Origin of the sequence: Streptomyces sp. NPDC051940 (genome assembly GCF_040680895.1) — a bacterium.
Classification (GTDB): Bacteria; Actinomycetota; Actinomycetes; order Streptomycetales; family Streptomycetaceae; genus Streptomyces.
The window spans coordinates 1-14200 of record NZ_JBFAXR010000178.1 but is presented as its reverse complement, the minus strand read 5'-3'; the positions used below and the strand labels follow the sequence as shown (position 1 = coordinate 14200).

At 71.0% G+C, this 14200-nt stretch carries 12 protein-coding genes; 9 read left to right on the top strand and 3 right to left on the bottom strand.

Translation table 11 applies throughout. The annotated features are described in order from the left end of the window. Positions 1-193: 193 nt before the first annotated feature. On the top strand, positions 194-1501 hold the full coding sequence (locus AB0M28_RS37190; RefSeq protein WP_365414691.1) for a histidine kinase: 1308 nt from the start codon (positions 194-196) through the stop codon (positions 1499-1501). A gap of 92 nt (positions 1502-1593) precedes the next feature. Here AB0M28_RS37190 and AB0M28_RS37185 read toward each other — a convergent pair whose 3' ends face one another. Continuing rightward, positions 1594-2109: an SUKH-3 domain-containing protein gene (locus tag AB0M28_RS37185; protein WP_365414690.1), complete on the bottom strand. Its 516-nt coding sequence runs from the start codon at positions 2107-2109 to the stop codon at positions 1594-1596. 10 nt (positions 2110-2119) lie between these two features. Beyond that, on the bottom strand, positions 2120-2635 hold the full coding sequence (locus AB0M28_RS37180) for a YwqJ-related putative deaminase (RefSeq protein ID WP_365414688.1): 516 nt from the start codon (positions 2633-2635) through the stop codon (positions 2120-2122). Positions 2636-2841: 206 nt separating this feature from the next. Here AB0M28_RS37180 and AB0M28_RS37175 point away from each other — a divergent pair, with 206 nt between their 5' ends. From AB0M28_RS37175 to AB0M28_RS37150, 6 genes are all read left to right on the top strand, one after another. Continuing rightward, the gene (locus AB0M28_RS37175) at positions 2842-3750 is read left to right on the top strand and encodes a hypothetical protein (RefSeq protein WP_365414687.1); all 909 of its coding nucleotides are present in this window, start codon (positions 2842-2844) and stop codon (positions 3748-3750) included. A 197-nt stretch (positions 3751-3947) separates the two neighbouring features. Next, positions 3948-5393 (top strand): bifunctional UDP-N-acetylglucosamine diphosphorylase/glucosamine-1-phosphate N-acetyltransferase GlmU, encoded by a 1446-nt coding sequence (gene glmU / locus AB0M28_RS37170; protein WP_365414685.1) that lies wholly within the window; start codon positions 3948-3950, stop codon positions 5391-5393. Positions 5394-5512: 119 nt separating this feature from the next. Further along, positions 5513-6490 carry a ribose-phosphate diphosphokinase gene (locus tag AB0M28_RS37165; RefSeq protein WP_365414683.1) on the top strand — a complete coding sequence of 326 codons (978 nt, stop codon included), beginning with the start codon at positions 5513-5515 and terminating at the stop codon, positions 6488-6490. Positions 6491-6710: 220 nt separating this feature from the next. Continuing rightward, positions 6711-7331 (top strand): 50S ribosomal protein L25/general stress protein Ctc, encoded by a 621-nt coding sequence (locus tag AB0M28_RS37160; RefSeq protein ID WP_365414681.1) that lies wholly within the window; start codon positions 6711-6713, stop codon positions 7329-7331. A 129-nt stretch (positions 7332-7460) separates the two neighbouring features. After that, entirely contained in the window at positions 7461-8051 is a 591-nt protein-coding gene (gene pth / locus AB0M28_RS37155) for an aminoacyl-tRNA hydrolase (protein WP_365414679.1), read from the top strand. Positions 8052-8232: 181 nt separating this feature from the next. After that, complete coding sequence (locus AB0M28_RS37150) at positions 8233-8862, top strand: LPXTG cell wall anchor domain-containing protein (protein WP_365414677.1); 630 nt, start codon at positions 8233-8235, stop codon at positions 8860-8862. A gap of 75 nt (positions 8863-8937) precedes the next feature. On the opposite strand, the gene ppc is transcribed toward AB0M28_RS37150, so the two are convergent. Next, complete coding sequence (ppc, locus tag AB0M28_RS37145; RefSeq protein WP_365414676.1) at positions 8938-11694, bottom strand: phosphoenolpyruvate carboxylase; 2757 nt, start codon at positions 11692-11694, stop codon at positions 8938-8940. 306 nt (positions 11695-12000) lie between these two features. Between ppc and AB0M28_RS37140 the strand changes: the two genes are divergently transcribed. Continuing rightward, positions 12001-12981 (top strand): fatty acid desaturase, encoded by a 981-nt coding sequence (locus AB0M28_RS37140; protein ID WP_365414674.1) that lies wholly within the window; start codon positions 12001-12003, stop codon positions 12979-12981. Positions 12982-13079: 98 nt separating this feature from the next. Then, positions 13080-13682 (top strand): TetR/AcrR family transcriptional regulator, encoded by a 603-nt coding sequence (locus AB0M28_RS37135; RefSeq protein WP_365414672.1) that lies wholly within the window; start codon positions 13080-13082, stop codon positions 13680-13682. Positions 13683-14200: the final 518 nt, after the last annotated feature.

Sequence of the window (14200 nt, the reverse complement as noted above, 5' to 3'; positions counted from 1 at the left end):
TCAGCTCCTCGGCGGCGATCCAGGCGAAGTGGCCCTTGCCGGTGGACGGCCCCTTCCGCAGGCCCGTCTCGTACAGCCGCTTGGCGGAGAAGGCGGGGCGGCCGGGCCCGCACGCGTGCGGAGATCCGGAGGGTTTCCCACCGCGGCGGGAAACCCCGAGGTTTCCTCCGGGGAGCACACGTACGCTGGTCGTATGACTGCGACGGGGGCAGATTCCGCCGGGAGGGGCATAAGTCCCACCCGGCTCTGGTGGTGGGAGCGACCACGGTCGTTCGTGTTCGACCTGACGCTGGCGCTGCTGTCGGCGATCGAGTGCGCCGTACTGGGCGCGGACCGGGCAAGAGAGACCGGGATCCCGGTGGTGGCGGCCGTGCTGCTGGGCTTCGTGGCCGGCGGGCTGCTGCTGCTACGGCGGCGGTGGCCGATCGCCGTGGTCCTGGTGGCCATCGCGATCCTGCCCGCCGACATGGGCTACCTGATGCTCGTCGTCGGCCTCTACACCCTCGCCGCCACCGAGGTGCCGCGGCGCATCACCGGGCTGCTGGCGTCGATGTCGCTGCTGGCGGTGTTCGTCGTCACGCTGATCCGGATGAGCGACGCCCTGCGCGAGGAGGGCAGGGACCAGCCGCTGTGGGTGGTGGCGATGATCGCGGGGCTCATGTCGCTGGGCATGACGGCCCCGCCGCTGCTTCTCGGCCTGTACGCCGGAGCCCGGCGCCGGCTCGTGGAGAGCCTGCGGGAGCGGGCCGACGGTCTGGAGCGGGAGCTGTCCCTGCTGGCCGACCGCGCCGAGGAGCGCGCGGAGTGGGCCCGCAGCGAGGAGCGCAACCGCATCGCCCGCGAGATGCACGACGTGGTCGCGCACCGGGTGAGCCTGATGGTGGTGCACGCGGCGGCGCTGGAGGCGGTCGCCGTCAAGGACCCGCACAAGGCCGTACGGAACGCGGCGCTGGTCGGCGACATGGGCCGGCAGGCGCTGACGGAGCTACGGGAGATGCTCGGCGTACTGCGCACCGCCGAGGGGACGGTACGGGCCCAGGCGCCGGTACCGCCCGCGGGCGCCTCCGCACTGGGGGCCGCGCCGGAGCCGGCGGCGGACGGGCACGGGCCGTGCCTGGACGAGCTGGACGCGCTGGTGGGGGAGTCCCAGGAGGCCGGGATGGCCGTGGAGCTGACGGTCGACGGCGAGCAGGCCTCATACGGGCCCGACGTGGAGCAGACGGTCTACCGGGTGGTCCAGGAGGCCCTGACGAACGTCCACAAGCACGCGCCCGGGGCGAAGGTCCGGGTCCGGCTCGCGCACCGGGTGTCGGAGGTGGCGGTGCAGATCGTGAACGGCCCCGCCGACTCGGTCGCCGCGGACGCGCACCTGCCCAGCGGCGGCAACGGCCTGGTGGGCATGAAGGAGCGCGTCACGGCCCTGGGCGGGGCGTGCGTGTGGGGTCACACGGACGAGGGAGGCTTCCGCGTCTCGGCGATCCTGCCGGGCCCGGCCGCGTGACCCGCTGACCGGGTGCGCGGCCGGGGATCTGGCGACCGGGCCCGCACGGCCGGGGATCCGGTACGCGCGGCCGGGGACCCGACGGCCCCCGTCTACGTCGCCAGACGCGCCGGCATCGTGCCCGTGACCAGCGTCTCCAGCGCCTGGTCCAGGTCCGCGCCGAGATACCAGTCGCCCGTGTGGTCGAGGCTGTAGACCCGGCCCTCCTCGTCGATGGCCAGCAGGGCGCTGCCCGCGCCCTGGGCGTGGCCCTGCTCCTCACCCAGCGGGCACAGCCGGGTGTCCAGGGCCTGCCCGAGGTCGCTGAGCGTGCGGGCGAGATGCAGTCCGTACAGCGGGTCGACGGTGAACGGCGTCGGCGCGATATGGCGGCCCGGCCCCTGCCCGGCTATCCGCAGCCCGCCGAACTCCGCCCACGCCTCGATCGCCGCGGGGAACACGAGATGGACGTGGCCGCCCGACGACATATGGGCGCGCAGCTCGTCCGCCCACGCCTCCGCGCGCGCCGCGTCCCACCGGCCGGGCTGCCAGCCCGCGGCCCGCAGCGCCGTCTCGGTCGGCCGGGTGAACCGGGTGGCCGTGTCCGTCTGCTGTGCCGACTTGCGCATGGTGCTCCCCTCAGTCCTGGCCGGCCGCGGGGTTCACGACCCGGACGCCGAAATGGGCCAGCAGCGCCGTACAGGAGCGGCACGGCGGCGCGAAGGCCCCGTGGGCGGGATCGCCGTCCTCGCGGATGTGGCGGGCGGTCAGCTTGGCGTGCTTCAGGGCGCGGCGGGCCTCGCCCGCCGACAGCGGCTTCTTCGCGGCCCGCTTGCCGCGGGTCGTCTCGTACGCCGTGAGATGCCGCGACAGCAGCACCGCCTCCGGGCAGCGACCGGTGTGCCGCTCGCGGTGGGCGCTGGTCAGCGTGTCCAGGAAGTCCTGCACCAGCGGGTGCAGCACCGGGGCCGGCTCCGACTTCACGCCGGTGCAGGTGAGCGTCTCCCCCTGGACGGAGAGCGCCGCGGCGACGGCCGGCAGGATGCCGTCGCGTTTTCGCCGTGGCATGGGCGGCGCCGTGCGGTCCGCGGCCGAGCTCCACTCGGCACGCGGATCCGGCGCCATACCCGCGGGCGCCTGATCGCGTCCGTGCATGGTGTCGTACCTCCCCCGTCGTGCGACCCCAGCTTGCCACACGGCACCGACACTCCTGCCTGGTCCGGCGCATGACGGCGGCGCGGCTCCTCTCGGACTGTCAAACATTCCGAGTGACCGGCATCGAAACCCGCCAGTATCACCGGAACAGGTGATCGACCCCTGTTCCCACCCGCATGTCCGGAAACCGGACAAGGATCACCGCCATGAACGAACCCCAACGCCGCGACGGCGACGGCCTCGGCGGTCTCCTCCAGGGCTCGGCGACCTACGAGCAACTCCGCGAGAAGGCAATCGCCCTCCGCCGCGAAGGCCTCAGCCTGCGCCAGATCCGCGACCGCCTGAAGGTCAGCAACAGCAACCTCGTACGACGACTCGTGGAGGGCGAGCCGCCACCCGCGTGGACACGACGCCCCAACGCCAAGGACGACCTCCGCGCGAAGGCACGGGAGCTGCGCCGAGAAGGCAGGACGTACGACGAGATCCAGCTGGAGCTGGGCGTCTCGAAGGGGTCGATCTCCCTCTGGGTGCGCGACCTGCCCAAGCCCGAGCCCAGGCGGTCAAGATCCGAGCAGGCCCAGCTCGCGGGCAGAGCTCGCTGGGATCACGAACTACAGGTACGCGACGAGGAACGCCAGCAGGTGAAGAGGGCCGCAGCGGAGCGAATCGGCGAACTCTCCGACCGCGAACTATTCCTGGTGGGGGTGGGGCTCTATTGGGCCGAGGGCACCAAGAGCAAGCCGTATCGGATGGGCGAGTCCGTGGTGTTCATCAACAGCGATCCGGACATGATCAAGATGTTCCTGGCCTGGCTCGGGCTTCTTGGGGTCGCCCGTGAGCGCCTCCGATTCAGGGTCCAGATCCACGAGTCTGCAGACGTCCCTGGAGCTCAGCAGTATTGGTCGGATCTCGTCGGCGCCGGACCCTCGGCCTTCGACAAGACCACGCTCAAGAAGCACAACCCCAAGACCGTCCGCAAGAACACCGGCAGCGAGTATCACGGGTGTCTGGCCGTCCGGGTCCGACAGGGTGCCGACTTGTACCGTCGCATCGAAGGGTCCTGGTACGGCATAGTGGAGGCTGTCGTCGCCACGGATGACCAAATGTCCGTTTAGTCGACTTCGCCATCCCCTGTGGTGTAACGGGCAACACGAGCGGCTTTGACCCGCTTATTTCTGGTTCGAACCCAGACAGGGGAGCTGCGCCAAATGTCGGGGCCCGGTGATCACGCCGGGCCCCGGCTGCGTTAACCCCCGATGACCCCTCGGTATCCTTCAGGGCGTTCCGCCCCCAACGCCGAAGGGCCCATGCCGTGAGCGTCAACCGCCCCGCAGCCGTCGTCGTCCTCGCAGCGGGTGAGGGTACCCGCATGAAGTCCCGGACCCCGAAGGTGCTGCACGCCATCTGCGGGCGCAGCCTCGTGGGGCACGTCGTGACCGCCGCGCAGGAGCTGGACCCCGAGCACCTCGTCGTCGTGGTGGGGCACGGCCGTGAGCAGGTCACCGCGCATCTGGCCGAGGTGGCGCCCACCGTGCGCACCGCGGTGCAGGCCGAGCAGAACGGCACCGGGCACGCCGTGCGTATCGCGCTGGAGGAGCTGGGGCGGCAGCTGGACGGGACGGTCGTGGTGGTGTGCGGGGACACCCCGCTGCTGACGGGTGAGACGCTCAGGGCCCTGGCCGGCGCGCACACCGCCGACGGCAACGCCGTCACCGTGCTGACGGCCGAGGTGCCGGACTCCACGGGTTACGGCCGGATCGTGCGCGGCGCGGACGGCGCCGTGGAGGCGATCGTGGAGCACAAGGACGCCTCGGACGCGCAGCGGGCGATCGGCGAGATCAACTCGGGTGTCTTCGCGTTCGACGGCAAGCTGCTGGCCGAGGCGCTGACGCAGGTGCGGACGGACAACAGCCAGGGCGAGGAGTACCTGACGGACGTGCTGGGCATCCTGCGCGCCGCCGGCCACCGGGTGGGTGCGTCGGTGGCGGCGGACCACCGGGAGATCCTGGGCATCAACAACCGTGTGCAGCTGGCGGAGGCCCGCCGGCTGCTGAACGGCCGTCTGCTGGAGCGCGCGATGCTCGCGGGCGCCACGGTGGTGGATCCGTCCTCGACGTGGATCGACGCGACGGTGACGTTCGAGCCGGACAGCGTGGTCCATCCGGGCACGCAGCTGCACGGTGCCACCCGTCTGGCCGCAGGGGCGGAGGTGGGCCCGGGCTGCACGCTGACGGACACGACCGTCGGCGAGGACGCCCGGGTGATCAACGCGGTGGCGGTCGGCGCGGTGATCGGCGCGGGCGCGAGTGTGGGTCCGTACGCCTATCTGCGGCCGGGTTCGGAGCTGGGCCCGAAGGCGAAGGTCGGGACGTACGTCGAGACGAAGAACGCGAAGATCGGCGAGGGCACGAAGGTGCCGCATCTGTCGTATGTGGGCGACGCGACGATCGGCGACTACACGAACATCGGGGCCGCTTCGGTGTTCGTCAACTACGACGGCATGGCCAAGCACCACACCACGGTGGGGAGTCACTGCCGTACGGGCTCGGACAATATGTTTGTGGCTCCTGTCACGGTCGGGGACGGTGCCTACACCGCCGCCGGGTCCGTGATCACGAAGGACGTGCCGGCCGGCGCGCTGGCCGTCGCACGCGGTCAGCAGCGCAATATCGAAGGCTGGGTGGCCCGCAAGCGTCCGGGGAGCGCGGCGGCGCAGGCGGCCCAGGCGGCCGTCGAGGAGCCGGGGCCGGACGCCTGAACCGTCCCTGACCGGGCAAGACCGGGAAACACGGTCGCCGAGCTGGGCGTACCGTATGAAGGACACACCAATCGGCGACCGACTGGATGGCGGTCTGCCGCACCTGAGGAGAACGCGCTGTGACCGGGTTCAAGACGACGGGCGAGAAGAAACTGATGCTCTTCTCCGGCCGCGCCCACCCCACGCTCGCCGAAGAGGTCGCCAAGGAGCTGGGTGTGGGTCTCGTCCCGACCAAGGCGTTCGACTTCGCCAACGGTGAGATCTACGTCCGCTTCCAGGAGTCCGCGCGCGGCGCCGACTGCTTCCTGATGCAGAGCCACACCGCTCCGATCAATAAGTGGATCATGGAGCAGCTGATCATGATCGATGCGCTGAAGCGGGCGAGCGCCCGCAGCATCACCGTGATCGTCCCGTTCTACGGCTACGCCCGCCAGGACAAGAAGCACCGCGGCCGTGAGCCGATCTCGGCCCGTCTGATCGCCGACATGCTGCGCACCGCGGGCGCCGACCGCATCCTCACGGTCGATCTGCACACGGACCAGATCCAGGGCTTCTTCGACGGCCCGGTGGACCACCTGTTCGCGCTTCCGGTGCTCGCCGACTACGTGGGTGCGAAGGTCGACCGCGACAAGCTCACCGTCGTCTCCCCCGACGCGGGCCGTGTGCGTGTCGCGGACCGCTGGTGTGACCGTCTCGGCGCGCCGCTGGCGATCGTGCACAAGCGGCGCGACCCGGATGTGGCGAACCAGGTGACGGTGCACGAGGTGGTCGGTGACGTCCGCGGTCGGGTGTGTGTGCTGGTGGACGACATGATCGACACGGGTGGCACGATCTGCGCCGCGGCGGACGCGCTGTTCGCCAACGGCGCGGAGGACGTCATCGTGACGGCCACGCACGGTGTGCTCTCCGGCCCGGCCGCGGACCGGCTGAAGAACTCCAAGGTCAGCGAGTTCGTGTTCACGAACACCCTGCCGACGCCGGGTGAGCTGGACCTGGACAAGATCACGGTGCTGTCGATGGCGCCGACGATCGCGCGTGCGGTGCGTGAGGTCTTCGAGGACGGTTCGGTCACGAGCCTCTTCGAGGAGACGCACTGACCTGCGCTCTTACGATGCATGCGATCACCCGTGCCCCCTGGGGCGCGGGTGATCGTTTTTGTGGTACGGGCGCGGCCGGGTAGACTCAGGGGGTTGCTCGGCGAGGGAGGCCGCACCGGTTCACGGTGTGGCGGTCCGTTATCGACGCGCTCTTCGTAGCAGGTCTGTCGTGGGCCGGGTGACGCCCCACAGATCATCGAGAACTACGAGGAGCGTAATCATGGCCGAGGTCAAGATCTCCGCTGAGTCCCGTACCGAGTTCGGCAAGGGCTCCGCCCGCCGCGACCGCCGCGCCGGCAAGGTGCCCGGTGTCATCTACGGTCACGGCCAGGACCCGCGTCACGTGAAGCTGCCGGGCCACGACCTGCTGCTGGCGGTCCGCACCCCGAACGTCCTGATCAACCTGACGGTCGACGGCAAGTCCGAGCTGGTCATCCCGAAGGCCATCCAGCGCGACCCGATCAAGGGCTTCCTGGAGCACGTCGACCTGCTGATCGTCAAGCGCGGCGAGAAGGTCGCCGTCGAGATCCCGGTCCACGCCGAGGGTGAGCTGGCCCCGGGCGGCAACCTGCTCGAGCACGTGCTGAACGCGCTGCCGGTCGAGGCCGAGGCCACCCACATCCCCGAGGGCGTCACGGTCTCCGTCGAGGGCCTGGAGGCCGGCGCCTCCATCCTCGCCAAGGACATCGAGCTGCCGAAGGGCACCACGCTGGCCGTCGAGGACGACGCCGTCGTCCTGCAGGTCGTCGCCGCCCAGGCCGAGGAGCCGGCGGAGGAGGCCGAGGAGGGCGCCGAGGAGGCCCCCGCCGCCGAGGCCGAGACCGCCGAGGCCGCGGAGTAGTCCCGACCCTCAGCTGCTGTACGGGCCGTCCCGGCACCGCCTCGCGCGGTCCGGGGCGGCTCGGCTCGTATGACGACCCCGCCGAGGAGATCGGCTCGTATGCAGACCCCCGCCGAGGAGACTGGACACATGACTGGCGAAGCGCCCTGGCTGATCGTGGGACTGGGCAACCCGGGGCCCGGCTATGCCGCGAACCGGCACAACGTCGGCTTCATGGTGGCCGATCTGCTCGCGGAGCGGATGGGCGGGAAGTTCAAGCGGGCGCAGAAGGCGCAGGCGCAGACGGTGGAGGGCCGGATCGGCGCTCCGGGGCCGGCGGGCCGGCGGGTGGTGCTGGCGAAGCCCATGTCGTACATGAACCTCTCCGGCGGGCCGGTGGCGGCGCTGAGCGGCTTCTACAAGGTGCCGCTCGGGCAGATCGTGGTGATCCACGACGAACTGGACATCGACTACGGCACGCTGCGGCTGAAGGTGGGCGGCGGGGACAACGGGCACAACGGGCTGAAGTCCATCTCCAAGTCGCTGGGCCGGGACTATCTGCGGGTGCGGTTCGGCATCGGCCGGCCGCCGGGGCGGATGGAGGTGGCGGACTTCGTGCTGAAGGACTTCTCGTCCGCCGAGCGCAAGGAGCTGGACTACTTCGTGGACCGGTCGGCGGACGCGGTGGAATGCCTGGTCGCGGATGGTCTCGAGCGGGCGCAGAACACGTACAACTCGTAGCTTGGTACGGACGATTCCCGTCCCGGGGATCTCTGTCACAGAACTGTGACACAGTACTTTACGGACGCCGCTCTTATAAACGGACGAACCGTGCGCATCGTTCTTGACCGGCACCTCTTGCCCGAAGCAAGCTGTGGCACCCCCCTCAAACACACCTGCCACTCACGAAGTTGGAATGCCCATGCGCACCCTTGCTTCCATAGGTGCGGTCACGGCGGCCGCGGCGGCTTCGCTGCTGTTCGCTGCTCCGGCCGCACTCGCCACTGGCGCCCCCGGCGACAACGGCGACATCAAGACTCACAACTCCACCACTCCGCAGGAAGACAACCGCGACGAGCCGAAGGTCTGCGAGTTCTACCTCGACGCCTTCAACTTCGACGGTGAGCAGAAGGCGGCGTGGAAGATCTTGTCCTGGCCCCCCACCGGGGACAAGACCGAGGTCTCCAATGGTGAGATCACCCTCGACGCCGAGGGCAACGGCCGCACCGAGGACATGACGCTCGAGGACGGCCACTACCGCGTCGTGTGGAACTTCGACGGCGAGCACGGCGAGGCCAAGCACAAGATGTTCTGGGTCAAGTGCGAGGACGAGTCCCCGAACCCGTCCGACACCCCGTCGAACCCGTCGGAGTCCCCCACCGAGGGTGAGTCCGCGAACCCGACCTCCTCCAACTCCCCCGGCTCGCAGGGTGGCGGTGACGACCTGGCCGAGACCGGTGCCACGGTCGGCATCACCTCCGCCGCGGGTCTGGCGCTGGTCGGCGCCGGCGCGTACCTGGTGATGCGCCGCCGCAACGCGAGCCAGCACTGAACGCGTAGCGCGTAACGGAAACGGCGCCGTCCCCCACTCGGGGGACGGCGCCGTTTCGTATGGTCCGGGAGGGTGTCAGCCCGTGTTGCGCATGCCCGCCGCGACGCCGTTGACCGTGAGCAGCAGGGCGCGGCCCAGCACCGGGTCGACCGACTCGCCGCGGGCGGCCGCGGAGCGCTGGCGGTCCAGCAGGGTGACCTGGAGGTAGGAGATCGGGTCCAGGTACGCGTCGCGGATGCGGAAGGTCTGCTTGAGCACGGGCTGCGCGTCCAGCAGGTCCTCCTCACCGGTGATGCGCAGGACCTCCTCGACGGTGAGCGCGTACTCGGCCTCGATGAGGGCGAACACGTGCCGCAGGTTCTCCGGGACGAGCGTCTCGACGTAGTGCCGGGCGATCCGCAGATCCGTCTTGGCCAGCGTCATCTCGACGTTGGAGAGGAAGTTGCGGAAGAAGTGCCACTGCTCGTACGACTCGTCGAGCACCGGCGACAGACCCGCCTCGCGGGCGGCCTTCAGCCCCGAGCCCACGCCGTACCAGCCGGGCACGATCTGCCGGGACTGCGTCCAGCCGAACACCCACGGGATGGCCCGCAGTCCGTCCAGTCCGGCGCCCGAGTCGGGGCGGCGCGAGGGGCGCGAGCCCAGGTGCAGGTCGGCCAGCTGGTCGACGGGCGTCGAGGCGAAGAAGTACGCCGGGAGGTCCGGGTCCTCCACCAGGCGCCGGTACGCGGAGTGCGCCGCCTCGGAGACGACGTCCATCGCCGCGTCCCAGCGGGCGAGGGCCTCGACGGACTGGCGGGGCGCCGTGTGCAGGGCGGACGCCTGCAGGGTGGCGGCGACGGTGAGTTCGAGGTTCTCCCGGGCCAGGGACGGCACCAGGTACTTGTCGGAGATGACCTCGCCCTGCTCGGTCACCTTGATCTCGCCCTCCAGGGTGCCCCAGGGCTGGGCGAGGATCGCGTCGTGCGTGGGGCCGCCGCCGCGGCCGACGGTGCCGCCGCGGCCGTGGAAGAGGCGCAGCCGTACGCCGTGCCGGTGGGCGACGTCGCGCAGCCGGCGCTGGGCGCGGTGGATTTCCCACTGGGAGGTGGTGATGCCGCCGAACTTCGAGGAGTCCGAGTAGCCGAGCATGACCTCCTGCAGATCGCCGCGCAGGGCGACGAGCCGCCGGTAGGAGGGGTCGGAGAGCATCGCGTCGAGGAGCTCGTCGGCGATCTTCAGCTCGTCGGTGGTCTCCAGCAGCGGGACGATGCCGATCTTCGCCCAGCCGGCGTGCAGGTCGATCAGACCGGCCTCGCGGGCCAGCACGGCGGCGGCGAACACGTCGTCGGCGCCCTGGCACATGGAGATGATGTACGACTCGATGACCTCGGGCCCGAACGTCTCCAGCGCCTTGCGGACCGTGCCGAAGACGCCGAGGGTCTTGGCGCCGGCGGCGTCCAGCGGCGCGGGCGTGGAGGCCAGCGGACGGCGGGAGCGCAGCTCCTTGGCCAGCAGGCCCTGGCGGTACTCGCGGGGCATGTCGGCGTAGCGCCAGGACTCCTCGCCGAGCCGGTCGAAGAGCTGGCCGAGGGCGTGGTGGTGGGCGTCGGCGTGCTCGCGTACGTCCATGGTGGCCAGCTGCAGGCCGAACGCGCCGATGGTGCGGATGATCCGCTCCAGCCGCCCGTCGGCGATGAGTCCGCCGCGGTAGGCGCGCAGCGAGGACTGCACGAGGCGCAGGTCCTCGATGAGCTGGCCGGTGCCCAGATAGTCGCGGCCCGGGACGTGCGGGGTGCCCTCCGCGAGCCGGGTGCGGGTGTTCAGCAGCTTCTGCCGGATGCAGGTGGCCTTCAGCCGGTACGGCTCCTCGGCGTTGAGGCGCTTGTAGCGGGGGCTGATCTCCGGCAGCAGCTCCAGGTCACGCTGCAGGGAGGCCAGCAGCTCCTCGGTGGCGCCGCAGTTGCGGATGGAGCTGGACAGGGCGGACCGCAGCTCGTCGACGTGGCGCAGGGCCTGGGTGATGCCGTACTCGTGCTGCAGCACCAGCACCTCCCAGGTCACGTCGGGGGTGACGTTGGGGTTGCCGTCGCGGTCGCCGCCGATCCAGGTGCCGAAGGTCAGCGCCCGGGTGTCGGCGGGCAGCTCGACGCCGGCGCGCTCCAGCTCGGCGGCGAGGTCCTCCAGGACGTCGCCGACGGCGCCCTGGCTGAGCTCGTCGAGGTAGTAGATGGCGTTGCGGGCCTCGTCGGAGGGCTCGGGCCGTACGACGCGCAGCTCGTCGGTCTGCCAGATCAGGTCGACGCTCTCGGCGAGGCGGCGGTCGGCGCGGCGGCGCTCGGTGGACTCGGTGAGGTCGAGCAGCTCGGCGATCTCGCGGAGCTTGGTCAGCACGGAGCGGCGGGCCGCCTCCGTGGGGTGGGCGGTGAACACCGGCCGCACGTTGAGGTGGGCGGCGGTGGCGGCCAGGTGCGCGGGGTCGGCGTCCTTCAGCATGTCGGCGGTACGGCTGAGCGAGCCGCCCTCCGCGGCGCGGCGGACGCGCAGCTCGCGGCCGCGGTGCACCTGCTCGGTGACGTTCGCCAGATGGAAGTACGTGGAGAAGGCCCGGACCAGCTTCGCGGCCGTCTCCAGGTCGGTCTCGGCCAGCAGCTCCGCGGCGGCCTCCCCGTCCGTCCGGGTCAGGGCGCGGACCCGCTCGACCAGGTCGAGCAGCTCGGAACCCTCCTGACGGACCAGCGTCTCGCCGAGCAGGTCACCGAGGCGTCGGATGTCGGCGCGCAGCGCCGGCGACGCCCCCGTGCTCTCGGCGGTCTCGGGGGTTTCGGTCTCGCGGGGATCTGCACTGGTCACAGGCGGCTCCTTGACGGGGGCTTGCAGTACATACACCGGACCGCGCTGTCCGACCGCACCAGGATAGGCGTGGTCCCTTGCGTCCCGATTGGGGCTGTCCACCAAGTGGACACGGAATGGATGGGGGCGCGCGGGGGCACTGTGGAGGTGACCGGGTCGTGCTCTGGTAGGGCGTCATTTACGCGTGCCATACTTACGCCGCCGTAGGTTACGGACCCGTAGCCTTGGCTACCCGGTCCGCGGGAACCGCTCCCCGCTCAAGGACCCATCCCCGTCCCCACACCCCCAGCCGCGCAAGGGATGCCAATGCCCACTACCTCCGATGTGATCGACAAGGCTCCTGGAGCCGACACAGCCACGGCCGCGTCCGCCACGCTCGGCGGGGAGAGCAAGCGGTCGCTCGAGCAGATGACGCTGCTGGCCTTCATCGTCGTCCCGTTCGTCGCGCTGGTCGGCGCCGTCCCGCTGGCCTGGGGCTGGGGCGTGAGCTGGCTCGATCTGGGCCTGATGGTCTTCATGTACTTCCTGGGCCTGCACGGGATCACGATCGGGTTCCACCGCTACTTCACGCACGGCTCCTTCAAGGCCAAGCGCCCGCTGCGGATCGCGCTGGCGGTCATGGGCTCGATGGCGGTCGAGGGCCCGCTGGTGCGCTGGGTGGCCGACCACCGCAAGCACCACAAGTTCTCCGACGCCGAGGGCGACCCCCACTCGCCGTGGCGTTACGGCGAGACGGTGCCCGCGCTGATGAAGGGCCTGTGGTGGGCGCACATCGGGTGGATGTTCGACGAGGAGCAGACCTCGCAGCAGAAGTACGCGCCGGATCTGGTCAAGGACCCGGTGATCCGGGCCGTCTCGCGCCAGTTCGTGATGTGGACCATCGTGTCGCTGGCGATCCCGCCGGTGGTCGGCGGGCTGGTCACCATGTCGTGGCAGGGCGCGCTGTCCGCGTTCTTCTGGGCCTCGCTGGTCCGGGTGGCGCTGCTGCACCACGTGACCTGGTCGATCAACTCCATCTGCCACGCGGTGGGCAAGCGGCCGTTCAAGTCGCGTGACCGCTCCGGCAACGTGTGGTGGCTGGCCGTGCTGTCCGGCGGCGAGTCCTGGCACAACCTGCACCACGCGGACCAGACGTCCGCGCGGCACGGGGTGATGAAGGGGCAGATCGACTCCTCGGCGCGGTTCATCCGCTGGTTCGAGCAGCTGGGCTGGGCGTACGACGTGCGGTGGCCGAGCGAGGAGCGTGTGGCCTCCCGGCGCAAGGAGCAGGCCGCCGACGCGGCATGATGGAGCACGTGGCCGGCGACCGTACTGCGCCCGAGGGCGCGCCAACCGTTTCCGTAACAGCTTCGGGCAAGCCCCCGCGGCGTTCGCGCCGTACCCGGATGACCGGGAAGGAGCGGCGGGAGCAGCTGGTGCAGGTCGGCCGGACGATCTTCGCCGAGCGGGGGTTCGAGGGCACGTCGGTGGAGGAGATCGCGGCCAAGGCCGGGGTCTCCAAGCCGGTGGTCTACGAGCACTTCGGCGGCAAGGAGGGGCTGTACGCGGTCGTCGTCGACCGCGAGATGCGCCAGCTGCTCGACATGGTGACCGGCGCGCTGACCGCCGGTCACCCGCGGGAGCTGCTCGAGCAGGCGGCCTTCGCGCTCCTCGACTACATCGAGCAGGACACGGACGGGTTCCGGATCCTGGTCCGTGATTCGCCGGTGGCGCAGTCGCACGGGTCCTTCGCGTCGCTGATCTCGGACATCGCGACGCAGGTCGAGGACATCCTCGGGCTGGAGTTCAAGAACCGGGGCTTCGACGCGAAGCTGGCGCCGCTGTACGCGCAGGCGCTGGTCGGCATGGTGGCCCTGACGGGCCAGTGGTGGCTCGATGCCCGCCGGCCGAAGAAGTCCGAGGTCGCCGCGCACCTCGTGAACCTCGCGTGGAACGGCCTCGACGGTCTCGAGCCGAAGCCCCGGCTCATAGGGCACCGCAAGTCGTAACACGGCCGCCCGGCGGCGGTCCGCGGCGCGCGCGCCTTTCGGGAGCGCCCGCGCCCTCCGGGGCGGTCCGTGGCGCCTGCGCCTCCCCCCTCCGGGGGCGGTCCGTGGCGCCCGGGCGCCTACCGGGGGCGTTACGCGCCACCGGCGCCGCCCGCGCCTTCGGCGCGGGATTGCCCCCACCCACACGCCACCCGTCGCCGGTCCTCTTACCTGACCTCGGCGCCTCCCGGCGGGGCCGGCCCCCGCCCACCGCGTCGCGAACCGTGCCGCCGGGCGTCGGCGCCGCCCGCGCCTTCGGCGCGGGATTGCCCCGCCCACACGCCACCCGTTGCCGGTCGCCTTACCTGACGCCGGCGCCTCCCGGCGGGGCCCGCCCGCCCACCGCGTCCCGAACGTGCCGCCGGGCACCGGCGCCGCCCGCGCCCTCGGCGCGGGAATGCCCCCACCCACACACCACCCGTCGCCGGTCCCCTTACCTGACCTCGGCACCTCCCGGCGCGGGCCGATAGGAAGAGCGT